Source organism: Faecalicatena faecalis (genome assembly GCF_012524165.2).
GTDB classification, from domain to species: domain Bacteria; phylum Bacillota; class Clostridia; order Lachnospirales; family Lachnospiraceae; genus Faecalicatena_A; species Faecalicatena_A faecalis.
The window spans coordinates 25485-43090 of the sequence record NZ_JABACJ020000023.1 but is presented as its reverse complement, the minus strand read 5'-3'; the positions used below and the strand labels follow the sequence as shown (position 1 = coordinate 43090).

The window sequence follows — 17606 nt, the reverse complement described above, 5'->3', positions numbered from 1 at the left end:
TTGAGTGCGGAATAAGAAATATCAGATTATATACGCTGATCCGCCTTGGCAGTATAACAGGAAGGCGGGGCAGGGAATTGCCGCAGACCATTACCCGACCATGAGTTTGCAGGAAATCTGTGATCTTCCAGTTGGAAAATTAGCGGATAAAGATTGTGTTTTATTTCTCTGGGTCACTTTTCCACAGCTGAGAGAAGGATTAAGTGTGATTCAAGCATGGGGATTTCAATACAAGACAGTAGCGTTCGTGTGGGTAAAGAAGAATAAAAAGGCAGATACTTTGTTTCTTGGTCTGGGACACTGGACAAGGAGCAATGCTGAAATTTGTTTGCTTGCAACGAAAGGGTCTGTTCATAGGAAATCAGCATATGTTCGACAGATTATTTTATCACACATTGAAAGACACAGTAAAAAACCAGATGTGGCAAGAGATAGAATTGTTGAGCTTATTGGTGATGTACCGAGAATAGAATTATTTGCACGACAGACAACACCTGGGTGGGATGTCTGGGGAAATGAAATACAGTCAGATATAGAAATGAAAAGTGAGGAAGAAATAGAATGAAAGCATTAGTGATTGCAGAAAAGCCATCGGTTGCGATGGCACTGGCTTCCGTGCTTGGAGCCAGAACAAGAAAAGATGGCTACGTGGAGGGAAACGGTTATATCGTTTCCTGGTGCGTAGGACATCTGGTGGGATTATGCGATACATCGGAATACGATGAAAAATATAAAAAATGGAGATATGAAGATCTGCCGATTGTGCCGGAATGTTGGAAACACAAGATTTTGGAGGGTACAAAGAAGCAGTTTGGAATCTTAAAGAAACTGATGAGAGATTCCGAAGTGAATGAAGTAATCTGTGCAACTGATGCAGGACGTGAAGGTGAGTTAATCTTTCGTTTGGTGTATGAGCAGGCAGGATGCAGAAAGCCGATGAAGCGGCTTTGGATCTCTTCCATGGAAGAACAGGCAATTAAAGATGGATTTGCGTCATTAAAAGACGGTTCGTATTATGACAGTCTCTATCAGTCAGCACTTTGCAGGGCAAAGGCAGACTGGCTGGTGGGAATCAATGCGAGCCGTCTTTTTTCCGTTCTGTATAACCAGAATCTGAAAGTTGGAAGAGTACAGACACCAACACTTGCTATGATCGTGGATCGAAATCAGAAGATCAAGGAATTTACCAAAGAGAAATATTATATGGCTCATATCAAGTTTGACGATATGGATGCGGTCACAGAGCATTTTCAGAAAAAAGAAGATGCAGATAGAGTGGCTGCGGACTGTATGGAGCGTATGTGCGAAGTGGAGAAGGATGATGTGAAAGAGAAAACGGTCCGTCCTCCGAAGCTTTATGATTTGACCACTCTGCAGAGGGAAGCCAATCGAATGTTTGGTTATACCGCACAGCAGACGCTGGATGCCGTGCAGGAGATGTATGAGCAGAAGCTTGTTACTTATCCGAGAACAGACAGCCAGTATCTGACAGATGAGATGGGAGAAAGCACAGAAACTCTGATTCAGATATTACTTGGGAAAATGCCCTATGCCGAAGGGCTGGAATATCAGCCGGACGTGAGTAAGGTATTAAATTCAAAGAAAGTATCTGATCACCATGCAATTATCCCGACCGTGGAAGTAGCAAAGGCAGATATAGGTAAACTGAAAGAACGAAACTGCAAGATTTTGTATCTGATCAGTGCCAGGGTACTGACAGCAACCGCAGATCCTTATATTTATGAAAGCCATAAATGCCAGATTACCTGTAATTATCATACGTTTTATCTCTCAGCAAAGAAAACAAAGCAGGAAGGATTCAAGTCGATCGAAAATAAATTGAAACAGTTCTTTGGCGTAAAGAGTGAAAAAGAAGAGCCGGAGCTGGATATCTGGGATGGCAAGCATTACGGTCCTTGTGATTCTTTTGTATCGGAGCATTTTACACAGCCACCGAAACAGTACACAGAAGATACCCTGCTTTCTGCGATGGAACGTGCAGGGAATGAAGAACTGACCGAAGATACAGAAAAGAAAGGACTTGGCACACCGGCAACAAGGGCAGCAATCATTGAAAAACTGATTCAGTCTGGTTTTGTGAAAAGGGAAAAGAAAAATCTGGTGCCGACAGATGATGGCAATGTCCTGATTACGGTTCTGCCGGATGAGATTAAATCTCCGAAGATGACAGCAGAGTGGGAAATGGCATTGAATCACATTGCCCAGAATACAGAGACAGCAGATGAATTCCTAAATGGGATTACAGAGCTGATGCAGGAACTGGTTGCCAGATATCAGGGGATTTCAGAAGAAAAGAAAGAGCAGTTTCAGGGAAAAGCAAAAGGAGAAGTCATTGGCAAATGTCCCCGCTGTGGAGCTGATGTCAGGGAAGGAAAAGTAAACTTTTACTGTTCTGACCGGAACTGTGCTTTTGCCTTATGGAAGAATGATAAATTCCTTGCAAGCCAGGGAAAAAAGATGGATAAGGCGGCAGCAAAGAAGTTCCTGTCTAAAGGAAAAATCCATTATAAGGATCTGGTATCCAGAAAAACAGGGAGACAGTATGAAGCAACAGTGGAGATGGTTGATCCCGGCGAGGGAAATGTGCAGTTCAATCTGAGTTTCCCGCAACGATAAGCAGTGTATTGCAGGCAGTCTAAGGACTGTCTGTTTTAATACAAATATTATGAAAGAGAGGACCTTAGCATGAAGAAAAAAGGTAATTTTAGAAAAGTACTATCTGGCTTGCTGGCAGGCATGACAATGCTTAGTACAGTGTTATCTCCGATGACTGCATATGCAGCGGAGATCCAGCCAGAGGAAAAACCTCCACTTTATGAGGAAGTGAAAGACCTTCTGGATGAAGATGAGGTGGTGACTGCCAAAGATTATGAAATCGAAACAGGCAGTGTATTTGATGTGAAATCAGACTACACAGGACTGGAAATCAAGGATGATAACAAGGTCAAAGTCACATTTGAGGAAGCAAAGAACGACAAGGATGAGGATTTTACGACAGATCATGCGGACACTTACAAAGCGGTCTATTATGTGGAACCGGTAAATCAGGAGCATCCGAAGTACCAAGTCAGCCGAAAACTGATTGTGCGTGAGAAAGAAACAGAAGTACAGACAGAGGCGGCAGGGAGTGAAGCAGTGACTGAATCCGAAACAGCTGGCAGTGAACAGCAGACAGAAGAAGCGGAGGATTCAGAAGCAGAATCGGAGATTACCGATATTGACGCTGATGAATTTGATGATTTGGTAGAGCAGGCACAGAACCAGGATACCTATGATGAAGAATCAGGGTTAGAGCTTCATGATGTTTTGGAACAGGCAGGAGACGAAGGTGTGGATCTTGAGGCTATGGAAGAAGGAGAGATTGCAACATTTGAAGCAGTTTCGGCTTATTCAGCAAGAAGTACACAGCAGGTAACAATTGAAAAAGGACCACTGTATAGATATGCAGATTATAATCTTGGAACCTATCTGACAGAGCCGTACTATATCAGCTACGGAAGCGTCAGAGCAACTGCGTATTGTGTACAGCCAGCAAAACCTGGACCAGGATCTGGAAATTATACAATCACAAAGATTGGAGACAATCAGGCGTTAGCAAAAGTGTGTTATTACGGTACAGATGCCGCAGGAAGTGAAAGCTTTTTTGCGAATAAACACACGGATTTTTCAGAAGGAAAAAGATTCATCATTATTCACATGGCTGCATCATATGCCAACGGAAGTAGTGATGCATTTTACGGAACAAATGCTACAGGAGAGGCTTTGGCAAAAGAACTCTATAATTATTGTGTGAATAAGCCGGAAATACCAGATGTAGCAATGTCATTTTCAAAGCCGAATGTAAAAGCTTATGTAGATGGAAATGTTCAGAGAACGGAGAACATTCAGTTCAACGCATCTTCCCAGCAGAAAATCACAATGGACTTACCAAAAGGAGTAAAGCTCCATAATGTATCTACTGGAAATGTAAGTGCGGCAGGTGCAAGCGTAACAATTGGAGGCGGAACCACGTTTTATCTCTCAGCTCCTCTGACACAGACAAGAGATGTAAGTGCTACTTTTTCTGCAAAAATGAAGGGAAGTATTACAAAAGATTATTCAGCATATAAACTGACTACGAATGCAAGTGTTCAGGATCTGGCATTTGTGTTTGGAGAAGGTGTCGCTGATGAAAAATATGTAAGCTTAAAGGTGTCCTGGATTGAACAGGCTACGATTGAAATCGTAAAGAAAGACGACACGGCGGATGTTAATCTTGCGAGTGCAGTATTCGGTGTATACAGCGATGAGTCTTGCACAAAACTGATCACTCAGATGCCGGTAACAGATAAGAATGGAAAATCTTCTGTTACGATCATCAAGACACAGGATACTGTTTATCTGAAAGAGATCACAGCACCACAGGGATATGTGGTAAATGCAACGGCAACAAATGTAAAACTGGTAGCAAGTAAGACCTCAGCTGTAACCGTGGAAAATAAGGAACAGCTGGCAGAGCTTACCATTTACAAAGAAGGACAGGTGCTTACCGGAGCAGATGTCAGTGAGAATGGAACGGTATTCCAGTATGAAAACCGCAGACAGAAAAATGCAGTATATAACGTGTATGCCGGAGCAGATATCGTAACTGCTTATGGCACAAAAGTGTACAGCAAAGGGGACCTTGTAAAAGAAAATCTGACAACAGGTGAGAATGGTTCTGTTACACTGAAGAACCTGCATCTTGGATGCTATGTGGTGAAAGAAGCAAAAGCACCGGACAATTTCTATAACGGCAGCGAAGAAAAGCCAGTGACTCTGACTTATGCCGGACAGAATAAAGAAGTTGTATTTGCAGATGTGACTTTTAACAACGAAAGACAGAAAGCAGATGTTTCCGTAGTAAAACAGGATAAAGATACAAAGAAACCACTGAATGGCGGTATTTTTGCTCTGTATGCATCCGATGATATTAGAAATGCAGACGGAACCGTTGTTGTGAAAAAAGGAACACTGATTGAGAAAGCAACTACTGGAGCAGATGGGACTGCAAAATTCACAGCAGATCTTCCGATTGGATATTCCTATTCTGTAAAGGAAGATCAGGCACCGGAAAGTTATGTAAGAAATACAGAAGATGTGTATACGTTCAAGTTTTCTTACACCAATGATAAAGAAGCAACCGTATCTTTTGCCCATACCTTCAGCAATGACCGTGTGACAGCAAAGATCAATCTTTATAAAGTGGATAAAGAGACAGGAAAAGCAGTACCGCAGGGAGATGCCACACTGAAAGGTGCAGTTTATGGACTGTATGCTCGTGAAGATATTGTGCACCCGGATGGAGCAACTGGAACTATTTATAAAGCAGGAGAGCAGGTAGCTTCTCTTACAACAGATGACAAAGGACAGGCTTCTGTAAATGGCCTATATCTTGGCAAATATTATGTCAAAGAGATTACTCCGCCGACCGGATACCTGGCAGATGCAGAAGAGCATGATCTTACGTGTAGTTATGAAGGAGATATGACAGCAGAAGTAAAAAGAGAGTGCACTTCCAGTGAGCAGGTCATCAAACAGCCATTTCAGATCATCAAAGCAGCCAACAATGGAAAGACCGATGCAGATCTGTTATCCGGAGCCGGATTTACAGTTTATCTGAAATCTTCCCTTACAAAGAAAGCAGATGGAAGCTATGATTTTGATTCTGCCAAACCAGTAGTGAGTGGAGAAAATGGAGCAACTGAGATTTTCACAGATGAAAAAGGGTATGCCTGCAGTATTCCATTACCATTTGGAAGCTATATCGTGCGTGAAACTACAACACCGCACAATTACAAGCCAGTCGATGATTTTGAAGTGAATATCACAGAACATCATCCAAACGAGCCACAGATCTGGCGAGTGCTTCTGGATGAAGAGTTTAAGGCAAAACTGAAAATCGTGAAAAAAGATGATGAAACAAAGAAATCCGTATTGATTGCCGGAACAGAATTTAAGGTATATGACCTGGACAACAAGAAGTATGTGGAGCAGGTAACAACTTACCCAGTGACAACCACTCATAAGTCCTATTTTACGGACAGCCAGGGATATCTGATCATGCCGAAGAATCTGAAGATCGGACATTACCGGATTGAGGAAGTCAACGCACCGGAAGGGTACACAATCAATAAGAACTATGTAGAGATTGCGGTGGATGCAAATACAGCATACCAGATGGATTCTGAGAGCGGAGATGCCATTATTACGGTAGACTATGAGAACCATCCGGTAAAAGGAAAGCTGACGATCTATAAAAAAGGTGAGATGCTGACCGGATTTAAAAAGGATTTTGTTTATGAAGAAAGATACCTGAAGGGTGCATCATTTCATGTCTATGCAGCTGAAAATATCTATACACCGGATTATCAGAAAGATGAAAACGGGAACAGACAGCTGATCTATGCAAAAGATGCACTGGTAACAACGGTAACGACCGGGGAAGACGGAAAAGCAGTTGCTGATAACCTGCCGCTTGGTTCTTACTATGTGGTAGAAAAGACTGCACCGGAAGGATTCGTCCTGAACCATGACAGATCGGATGCCGCATTTGTCTATGCGGATCAGGATACACCTGTGATCGAACAGGAAGTGATGGTTGGCGATGACCGCCAGAAAGTTGCAATCCAGGTAGAAAAACAGGATGCAGAAAATGGTGCAACCGTAGCAGGAGCTGTCTTTGGCATCTATAACACAGAAGATCTGAAGAATGAGAAAGGTGAGATCATTGTAAAGGCAGATACACTTCTGCAGGAAATGACTTCTGATAACGATGGTCTTGCAGCATGTACGCTGGATCTGCCGCTTGGACAGTATTATGTGAAAGAGTTAAAAGCACCGGCGGGATTTGTATCCTCTGATGAAGTTCTGAATCTGGATGCTTCTTACCAGGGACAGGATGTGAAGACAGTAAAACTGAAAACAGTGAAAAAGAACCAGCCGACAACAGTAGAAATTACAAAATCTGATATAACCACAGGTGTGGAACTGGATGGGGCAAAACTCACTGTTCTTGATAAAGAAGGAAATGTTGTGGATCAGTGGACTTCTGTAAAAGATCAGCCACATGTGATCAAACGACTGACAGTTGGAGAGGAATACACTCTTCGTGAGGAAATGGCACCGTATGGATATCTGAAAGCAACGGATGTGAAGTTCACGCTGGAAGATACTGCTGAGATTCAGAAAGTAGAGATGAAAGATGAAGTTCCGACAGGACTTCTGATCATCAACAAAAATGGAGAGTTTCTGGATAAGGTGACACTTTTGGATCATGTAAAAGGTACTGTGGAGCATCTTTTTGAGTATGTAACCGGAAGCCTTACAGATGTGACGTTCGACGTATTTGCTTCGGAAGATATCAAAGCGGCAGATGGTGTCAGTGAAGATTATTTCAAAGCAGATGAAAAAGTGGGAACCATTACCACAGATTCCAATGGTATTGCACAGATGGGAGATCTTCCGGCAGGAAAATACTATGTGAAGGAAGTAAAAACAGCCCATGGTTATGTGCTGGACAAAGAGCCGAGATATGTTGACCTTTCCTACCGTGATCAGGACACACCAGTCATCACTTATGATGAGAAATGGCAGAATGCCCGTCAGAAAGTAAAGGTTACGGTTCTGAAGAAAGAAAAAGATACAGAACGTGTTCTTGCAGGTGGTGTCTTTGGTCTTTATACCAGTGAAGATATCAAAAATGCAAAGGGCGAGGTACTCCTTGAGAAAGACAGTCTGATCGAGCAGCGGGTAACGGATGAAAAAGGACAGATTACTTTTACGGCAGATCTTCCGGTAGACGGAAAATACTATGTGAAAGAGATCTTTGCGCCGGACGGATTTGTTACAACAGAAGAAGTACAGGAATTTACCTTTGAATATGCCGGAGAAGACCAGGCAGAAGTAAGCTACGACTTTATTTTTGAGAATCAGCCAACCACAGTGGAGCTGACCAAAACAGACCTGACAACAGGTAAAGAACTTCCAGGTGCACACCTGAAAGTGACGGATTCAGATGGCAACACAGTAGATGAATGGACTTCTACGGAAGAATCCCATGTGATCAAAGAACTGGTGGTTGGCAAGGAATACACCATGACAGAGACAAAACCGGCAGATGGATATGCCACTGCAGAAAGTATTACCTTTACAGTAGAAAATACAGCCGAGATTCAGAAAGTAGAGATGAAAGATGATGTGACAAAAGTGCAGATCAGTAAGACAGATATCACAGGAGAAACTGAAATTCCGGGTGCGAAACTGACGATTCTCGATAAGGATGATCAGGTAGTAGAGAGCTGGACTTCCACAGAGGAAGCACACTATATCGAAAAACTTCCAATCGGTAAATATACCTTACGTGAAGAGCAGGCACCGAAAGGATATCTTCTGACATCGGATGTTAGTTTTGAAGTAAAGGATACTGGAGAAATCCAGAAAGTAGCTATGAAAGATGACACTGCCAAGGGAAAAGTGATTCTCAATAAGACAGATAAATCATCAGGAGAACCGCTGAAAGGGGTAGAATTTGAACTTCGTGACAGCAAAGGAAAAGTTCTGGAAACCTTAAAGACAGATGCTGCCGGTCATGCAGAAAGTAAGCTGTATGAGATTGCCACATTTAAGAACGGCAAATATGATACCGCTATCAAGTATTATCTGGTGGAAACAAAGACACTGGACGGATACACACTGGATCAGACCAAGCATGAAGTGACATTTGCCTATGCAGATGACAGTACACCGGTTGTAGAAGTTACCTTTAATCTGACAAATGAGAAACCGGAAGTTCCAGAAACACCGAACACACCGGATATACCACAGTCCCATGAAGAGACAAAGGTATCAAACGCACCGAAAACAGGTGACAGCACGAATATCTGGCTGCCAATCTTGCTTCTTGTAATCTCCACAGGAGGTATGGCAGGACTTTATATCAGCAGGAAAAGGAAATAAGGAAACTAAAACCAACGGTTATGATTGGGAGCTTCTATGTGAGGCTCCCTTTTTCATACAAAAAAATCACAGAAAGGAACAGAAAACTATGATGAAAGCAATGGAAAAAAGACAGGAAGCACGAAAAAACCAGGAGAAAACAGTAAAGAGAATGATGGCTTATCAGAAGAAAGCCGAGCAGATGGTCAGCAGAAAAAGAATGAACCATCACATGATCAGAAAGGGGTAAAAGCGTATGATGAACAGAAAAGAATTTTATGAATATGTCAAAGACAATGTAAAGGAGTATCTGCCAGAGTCTTATAAGGACGCAGAAATTAAACTTCAGGAAGTAGAAAAAAACAACGGTTTGAAGTTGACAGGTATTACGATTCCAAACGGAGATCAGAGAATCGTACCGACAGTCTATCTGGATTCCCTCTACCAGGAATATATCCATGGAAAAGATGTAGACTCTTGTGTTGGCGATGTGGCTGATATGCGTATTGAGGCACAGGGAAAAGCAGAATTTTTTGATATGGGAGTTCCAGATATTCTGGATTATGAAAAGATGAAGGACAAATTACAGATGAGAATTTGTGATAAGGAATGGAATACCGATCTTCTTGCAGATAAAGTAGTCACAGAACACGGAGATTTTGCAGCTTATTATGCAGTAAATCTGGAGGAAAATGAAAAAGGGATCAGCAGTATTCCGGTAACTGTTTCTCTGATGAACGAGTGGGGAGTATCTGCCGAACAGATTCAAGCGGATGCGATGGTGGCAGACCGAAAACGTGGTGTCACACTTATGGATATGAATGAGATTATCAAATCTATGATTTTTGGTGAAGAACCAGAAAACCTGCTGAATGAAAAAATGGATATGGAAGCCATGGAAAACCCAATGTTCTGTCTGACAAACAAAGCTAAGATGAATGGAGCTTCCCTGTTACTGCAGGAAGATATTCGTAAACAGATTGGGGAATGCCTGGGAAGTGATTACTTTGTCATCCCATCTTCCATTCATGAAGTGCTGATTCTCCCTGATAACGGCATTTTTCAGGTTCCGGAATTAAATGCGATGGTACAGGAAGTCAATGAGACACAGGTGGAAAGACAGGAACAGCTTTCGGATAAGGTTCAGTTCTGTGATAAAAAGACCGCAGTAATGGAAAATGCTGAGCGTAGGGAATCTCGTCTGGAGAAAGAAAAAGCAGCCGAAAAAGCGGAAGTAAAAGGTGGAATCCATGGAAGACTGGAAAAAGCCAAGGCAGAGATCAAGGCAAAAGAGGCAGACAAAGTGCCAAAGAATAAGTCAAAAGATCTTGCCGCAGCATTATAAAGAGAAACAACGATGATTTTAAGGGGACTGTACTAAGCAGTCCCTGATTTTATGAAAAGGAGTAGCACATGGCAAATAAATTATATGCAATGGAACAGCTGACGGAAGAGGTGGCAAAAGATGTGGCTGCCAGTCCGCAGGAATGGATGCGGTTCCTAAATACTGCCTCCAGATTGTACAAATACACTTTTCCAGAACAGCTTTTAATTTATGCACAGCGACCGGAAGCATCTGCCGTAGCATCCATGGAAATCTGGAATCAGAAGATGTACCGCTGGATCAAAAAGGGATCCAAGGGGATTGCCTTGATTGACAATACTTCCGGACCAAAAACAAAACTTCGGTATGTATTTGATGTGCAGGACACTTATAAAGTGCGGAATCTGGGAAAAGATCCACAGTTATGGAATCTTCCGGTGGAAGGTGAACAGCTGGTTGCAGATTATCTGCAGGAGCAGTTATCACTGGAAGATACAGAAGGAGGACTTGCTGAAAGTCTGCATCAGGCAGCGAAGGAGAGTATGCAAGAATGGCTTCCAGATGCATTGGAAGAACTGAGACTGGACGTAACAGGGACATTTCTGGAAGAACTGGACGAACAGAATCAGGAAGTCGAATTTCGGGAACTGATGACCAATAGTGTCTGGTATGTATTACTAAACCGGTGTGGACTGGATGCACAGGAATATCTGGATGCAGAGGATTTTCGGCATATTACGGACTTTAATCAGCTGATAGTATTAGGACATCTGGGAAGTGCAGTCAATGAGATCAGCAGACCAGTCCTGATGCAGATTGGACGATATGTGCTGAATAATCTGGAAAATGACCTGAAAACGGTTGCAAAAGAAAAAGAAGTAGTCTATAATGAATTTGACACGTTAATGCGTGAAAGCAGTACAAATAAAACAGAAGATAGAGAAGAAAATAAGGAGGAAACAGACTATGAGAGAGATCACTTACAGTCAGAACGGAGAGTATCAGATTCCAGATATCAGCCTGGAAGAGACGAGAGGAACCATCGGCAAGTACGGAATGATGCGGAAAGAGTATCTGAGAAATCACAAGGTAGCCAGGTTCAACATTCTGACACTGCAGAACCGTCTGGACAGTCATCTGATGGAGATCGACAGCCAGGCAAGACAGAGAGTAGACGACCTGATGAACGAACTTCTGGAGAAAGATCCGGCACCGGACAAAATGGCAGACGGGATGGCATGGACCAGACACATGAACCAGATCAAGGCACAGGCAGAGGAGCTGGTGATTCAGGAGATTATTTACAGTTAAGTCTGTTCCCAACAGAAGAGGAACAGTTAGGAGAAATAAGGAAAGCGGCAGCTGCATTGGAACAGCCAGCCGCTTTTCTTATTTCCGATGAAGTGGTAAATGATATTCTCCGCACGGGAAGCGGACAGAAAAATACACTGTTTCATATTACAGCAAGACTGATTGAAGGTCTGGATAATGAAGAAATGCGGAGTTTTCTGAAAGATGAATATGGAACTGGTGGCAAAGGATTTACCATAGATGGTCAGAAAATCAGTATCTGGTATGACAATGATGGTATCCGTATCCGGCGAGGGGACTCTGCCAGAAGAAACTTTGACCGCATGGTTACGTGGGAAGAAGCAGCGAACAGAATTCGGGATATGTATGAGGATGGAAATTACGTGGATAATTTGATTTCCAATAATGCCATTGAACAGGAGCAGGAAGAAATGACCAATCTTCTTGCACTTCATTTTCGGGATACTTGCAGAAACTGGGAAAAGAAACAATCATATTCAGACTGGCAGGATGTAGTGAGTGGAGCATGGACAGATCAAGAGGAAGCAGATGCGATTGTCTATCGTTTTGAATGGCTGCAGAAATATATGGATGAGAATCCGGGAGATTATCACCGCTGGGAGATTCAGCATAATCCGGAATATTTCCAACGCTTTCAGGATCTTCAGAGGGAGCGTTCCTGGGTAGACCAGAAATTTACGGTCGAACGTCCGGCACTATCCTTTATCACACAGGATGAAATTGACGCAGTGTTAAGAAGAGGCGGCATTACTGCAGGAGGACGTAACCGAATCTATGAGTATTTCATGGAACATCATGATATGAAAGATGCAGCTGAGTTCCTGAAAAATGAGTATGGAACAGGTGGTTCCTCACCCGGAATACCAGGAGCAGATGCTTCCGACGCATCCCATGATGCAAAAGGATTAAAACTTGCAAAAGGGAAAATTGGCAGTCCAGAGGTAGAAGTTTTATTAAAGTGGAACAAGGTTGCAGAACGTGTTCGCCAGTTAATCCGCACAGATGATTATTTGTCACCGGAAGAAATGGAAAAGTACGAAGAACGACAGGAAGCACAAAGACTGGCAGATCTGGAAGAAGCACAGCAGATGTTAGGAGAACAGCTGGAGCAGGATACTTTGACAGCGGAAGATATAACTGATTTGCGATTAGTTGATTCAGAATATATGTCCGGTACCAGAACAAAAATCCATGATTTTGATTGCAAAGTTAAGGGAGAAGAGGATCGACTTCAATACACATTAGAATATCATGATGATGGAGAAGGTTTCACGATTCATACGGAAAAAGATGATATTTGGAATCGAATGTCAACACAAGAATTGGAACGTCTGGATGTAAAACTCGGACAAGAAGTACTTTATTATCATTATCACAACAAAACAGTAAATGCGGATACCTTAGCTGAATTACGGGAAATCAGGGAAGAAATCATGGAGGAAGAGTCTTCCTATTTTACTGCGATTTCTCAACGTGTGTGGACAGATTATGATAAAAAAGAAAAAGAACTGTCGGGAGAAGTTGAAGTATCGGAAGAAAAAGAATCATTGGAAGAGATTAACGGAATAGCAGAACCGATTCAAGCAACGAACTTCCACATCACAGATGATGAACTTGGACAGGGAACACCGAAGGAGAAATTCCGAGCCAATATTATGGCTATCCAGCTATTAAAGAAATGTGAGGATGAGAACCGTAATGCTACACCAGAGGAACAGAAAATCTTATCCCGATATGTTGGTTGGGGAGGTCTTGCAGATGCATTTGATGAGACAAAATCCGCATGGGAGACAGAATATCTGGAATTAAAGACCGTCCTTACACCGGAAGAATATGCTGCCGCCAGAGCGTCCACCTTAAATGCTCATTATACACAGCCGATTGTGATTGAAAGTATGTATCAGGTGTTGGAGAATCTGGGATTCACAAAGGGAAATATCCTGGAGCCATCTATGGGAGTTGGGAACTTCTTTGGAAAGCTTCCAGAGAATCTAAACCAGTCCAAACTCTATGGGGTGGAACTGGACAGCATCAGTGGCAGAATTGCTAAACTTCTTTATCCAGATGCCAATATCCAGATCAAAGGCTTTGAGAAGACGGATTATCCCAATGATTTCTTTGACGTGGCAATCGGAAATGTGCCATTCGGTGCATATAAGGTCAATGACCGTCAGTATGACCGCTACAATTTTATGATTCATGATTACTTTCTTGCCAAGACTATAGATCAGTTACGTCCAGGTGGTGTAGCTGCGTTGATCACAACAAAGGGAACTATGGACAAGGCATCACCGGAAGTCCGGAAATATTTGGCAGAGCGTGCAGACTTGCTGGGGGCAATCCGACTGCCGAACACAGCTTTTAAGGCAAATGCAGGAACAGAAGTCAGTGCGGATATTTTGTTTTTCCAGAAGCGTGAGAGTTTCACAAAAGAGATGCCAGACTGGGTGAATTTAGAGAGTGATGCAAATGGGATTACCATTAACAAGTATTTTGTTCAGCATCCGGGATTGATTCTTGGTGAGATGAAAGAAGTGTCCGGTCCGTATGGTATGGAAACAACCTGTGCTCCAATGGAAGGAGCTGATCTGGAATTACAGTTACAAGAAGCTGTAAAACACATCAAGGGAAGCATGGTAGCGGCAGTAGATATAGAGGCAGAACTGGATGAGATGCCAGAGAGTATTCCGGCAGATCCGAATGTTCGAAATTACAGCTATACGGTGGTAGATGATCAGGTATATTACCGTGTCAATTCTTTGATGAATCAGGTGAAAATGCCTGCAGCCACTGCAGAACGTGTAAAAGGCATGGTTGCAATCCGTGATACCGTTCGTGAACTGATCGCCATGCAGATGGAAGAATTTGTCACAGACGAAGAAATCCAGAAACAGCAGAAAAAACTGAATCAGGTGTATGATACCTACACAGCAAAGTATGGAGTTATTGGAAGTAATGCTAACAAACGTGCATTTTCTGATGACTCTTCTTATTGTCTGCTGTGTTCCCTGGAAGACTTGAATGAAGATGGAACATTGAAGCGGAAAGCGGACATGTTCACCAAACGAACCATTAAAAAGGCGGTCGCTGTGACAAGTGTGGAGACAGCCACAGAAGCACTTGCTCTGTCCCTAAATGAAAAGGCTAAAGTAGATCTCCCATATATGGCACAGTTGACCGGAAAGACCGAAGAGAAAATCACAGAAGAGCTGGTTGGAGTTATCTTCAAAAATCCACTGACAGACCAGTGGGAAAGCGGAGATGAATATCTCTCTGGAAACGTCAGGGATAAATTAAACACTGCGAGAACTTTTGCAGAGAATCATCCAGAATTCACACCGAATGTCCGTGCATTGGAGGCAGTTCAGCCGAGAGATCTGGAAGCATCGGAGATTGAAGTGCGTATTGGAGCCACCTGGATTGAACCTTCGGATTATCAGGAGTTTATGGTGGAACTGCTTCATACGCCGAGGTATCTTGCACAGAAGGAAATACAGGTAAAATTCTCTGAGGTAAATGGTGAGTGGAGGATTACAGGAAAGAATGCCGATAGTCCAAGAAATGCGTTTGCCTATGCAACGTATGGAACGGAGAGAGCAAATGCCTACCGGATTCTGGAAGATACCTTGAATCTAAAAGATGTACGAATCTATGATAAAGTCGTAAATGACAATGGGGATGAAGTGCGAGTTTTGAATAAAAAAGAAACTATGTTGGCATCACAAAAGCAGGATGCCTTGAAGGCTGCATTCCAAGATTGGATTTTCAAGGATCAACAGAGGAGAGAAAGGCTGGTAAGCGTGTATAATGAACGTTTTAATAGTATCCGCCCACGTGAATACGATGGAAGTCATCTGACTTTCCCAGGAATGAATCCGGAAATAGAACTTCGACCGCATCAGAAAAATGCAGTTGCACATCAGCTATACGGTGATAATGTGCTTCTGGCACATGTAGTAGGAGCTGGGAAGACTTACGAAATGGTAGCGGCGGCAATGGAGAGCAAACGTCTGGGATTATCTCAGAAAAACCTCTTTGTAGTTCCAAACCATTTGACGGAGCAGTGGGGAGCAGAATTCCTGCAGTTATATCCAGGGGCGAACATTCTGGTAGCAACGAAAAAGGATTTTGAACCGGCAAATCGAAAGAAGTTCTGTGCCAGAATCGCTATGGGAAATTACGATGCTGTTATTATTGGACATTCCCAGTTTGAGCGTATTCCAATCTCTGATGAGAAACAGGAAGCCATGCTTCAGAGGCAGATTGATGATCTGGAAATGGCAATCCAGAGTGCAAGGTATGAACAGGATGGTGGACGTTATACCGTCAAACAGATTGAAAAGACAAGAAAAACATTGCAGACAAGGCTGGAGAAACTGAATCAGAAAGAGAAAAAAGATCAGGTAGTTACGTTTGAAGAACTGGGAGTGGATCATTTATATGTAGATGAAGCACACAGTTATAAAAACGCATTTCTTTATACAAAAATGAGAAATGTAGCCGGAATTGCACAGAATGAAGCACAGAAGTCGGCGGATATGTTCAATAAATGTCAGTATCTGGACGAGATTACCGGAGGGAAAGGCATTACCTTTGCTACGGGCACACCGATCAGCAATAGTATGACGGAATTGTATATTATGCAACGGTATCTGCAGAACAGTAAATTGCAAAATATGGGACTTGGATTGTTTGATTCCTGGTCTTCCACATTTGGCGAGGTAGTCACCAGCATTGAGCTTGCACCGGAAGGAACAGGTTATCGTGCAAAGTCAAGATTTGCAAGATTTTATAATATTCCGGAACTGATGAATATGTTTAAGGAGATTGCAGATATCAAGACTTCCGATCAGTTAAAGCTTCCTGTGCCAGAGGCAGAATATGAAACAGTGGTGCTGAAACCAACGGAACAGCAGAAAGAAATCGTAGAAAGTCTGGGGGAACGTGCAGAAGTTGTCAGAAACGGAGGGGTAGATGCTTCGGTTGATAATATGCTGAAAATTACCAATGATGGAAGAAAATTGGCATTGGATCAGCGTTTGGTGAACGAATTATTGCCAGATAATCCAGAAAGCAAAATATCAGTCTGTGCAGAGAAAAGTTATGAGATCTGGAAAGACACGGCGGCACAGAAATCTGCACAATTGATTTTCTGTGACTTGAGTACCCCGAAAGGCGATGGCAACTTCAATGTTTATGATGACTTGAAGCAGAAATTGATGGAAAAAGGTGTACCGGAAAAAGAGATTGCTTTTATTCATGATGCAAATACAGAAGCAAAAAAGACGGAGCTGTTTGGAAAAGTGAAATCCGGGCAGGTTCGTTTTTTGATTGGCTCAACAGCAAAGATGGGTGCCGGGACCAACGTGCAGGATCGTCTGATTGCGTTGCACCATCTGGATATTGGCTGGAAACCATCTGACTTGGAACAGAGAGAAGGGCGTATTATCCGCCAGGGAAATCATAATAAAAAGGTTCATATCTTCCGATATGTAACAGAATCCACATTCGACAGCTACATGTGGGTGCGACACGAAGTCGCTTAATTTAACTGTTTGGCGGTAACCCCGACCAAACCATCCATTCCGTTGGATGAAGCCAATATCCCCGGCTTTGCCAGTAATGGCATTGTTCGGAAGCGGATATAAACGGAACCCTATTTGGAGCTAATCCCGTGAGGGAGAAGCGAAACTGCCAGCTACAAGGCGGTTAGGGTGAAGGCTTTCTGATAGCATGGTTAATTAACTGAATCACCGTAAGCTTCGTTAAGGCTGAACAAGCCAAAGTAGCTGACAGGCTTGAACCAAAAGGTGTGCAGTTGGATATTCCTCTCCACGATAGGAATACACGGACATAAGACTGCCGGAGTAGAGGTGGAACCTAAACTATCAATGATTGTTGATTAAGTGGAACGTGTCAAGCCCGTATTCTCGCCTGCAAAGGCAAGTGGACCGTAAGGGAAGCCGTTGGGAAT

The 17606-nt window shown here is 42.8% G+C and carries 6 protein-coding genes; all 6 read left to right on the top strand.

Annotation, left to right across the window (positions count from 1 at the left end; all coding sequences use genetic code 11):
* Positions 1–4 precede the first annotated feature (4 nt).
* The 6 genes from HGO97_RS18635 to HGO97_RS18610 all read left to right on the top strand — a co-directional run bounded on the left by HGO97_RS18635 (position 5) and on the right by HGO97_RS18610 (position 17178).
* The gene (locus HGO97_RS18635; protein WP_118576006.1) at positions 5–565 is read left to right on the top strand and encodes an MT-A70 family methyltransferase; all 561 of its coding nucleotides are present in this window, start codon (positions 5–7) and stop codon (positions 563–565) included.
* A complete protein-coding gene (locus HGO97_RS18630; protein WP_216244429.1) occupies positions 562–2637 on the top strand; it encodes a DNA topoisomerase 3 in 2076 nt (691 codons plus the stop codon). Before HGO97_RS18635 ends, HGO97_RS18630 begins: the two co-directional genes overlap by 4 nt.
* A 69-nt stretch (positions 2638–2706) precedes the next feature.
* On the top strand, positions 2707–8997 hold the full coding sequence (locus HGO97_RS18625; RefSeq protein WP_216244428.1) for a SpaA isopeptide-forming pilin-related protein: 6291 nt from the start codon (positions 2707–2709) through the stop codon (positions 8995–8997).
* Between the two features lie 88 nt (positions 8998–9085).
* Positions 9086–9226 carry a hypothetical protein gene (locus HGO97_RS18620; RefSeq protein WP_008688072.1) on the top strand — a complete coding sequence of 47 codons (141 nt, stop codon included), beginning with the start codon at positions 9086–9088 and terminating at the stop codon, positions 9224–9226.
* A gap of 6 nt (positions 9227–9232) precedes the next feature.
* Positions 9233–10321 carry a DUF5688 family protein gene (locus HGO97_RS18615; protein ID WP_216244427.1) on the top strand — a complete coding sequence of 363 codons (1089 nt, stop codon included), beginning with the start codon at positions 9233–9235 and terminating at the stop codon, positions 10319–10321.
* Positions 10322–10389: 68 nt separating this feature from the next.
* Positions 10390–17178, top strand: coding sequence for a DEAD/DEAH box helicase family protein (locus HGO97_RS18610; RefSeq protein ID WP_216244426.1), 6789 nt, complete (start codon positions 10390–10392; stop codon positions 17176–17178).
* The last annotated feature ends 428 nt before the right edge of the window (positions 17179–17606 follow it).

Bases quoted from the DNA above. Each gene is read 5' to 3' on its own strand.
- HGO97_RS18630 (WP_216244429.1), top strand. From the start codon at position 562: ATGAAAGCATTAGTGATTGCAGAAAAGCCATCGGTTGCGATGGCACTG.
- HGO97_RS18610 (WP_216244426.1), top strand. From the start codon at position 10,390: ATGGCAAATAAATTATATGCAATGGAACAGCTGACGGAAGAGGTGGCA.
- HGO97_RS18625 (WP_216244428.1), top strand. From the start codon at position 2,707: ATGAAGAAAAAAGGTAATTTTAGAAAAGTACTATCTGGCTTGCTGGCA.
- HGO97_RS18620 (WP_008688072.1), top strand. From the start codon at position 9,086: ATGATGAAAGCAATGGAAAAAAGACAGGAAGCACGAAAAAACCAGGAG.
- HGO97_RS18615 (WP_216244427.1), top strand. From the start codon at position 9,233: ATGATGAACAGAAAAGAATTTTATGAATATGTCAAAGACAATGTAAAG.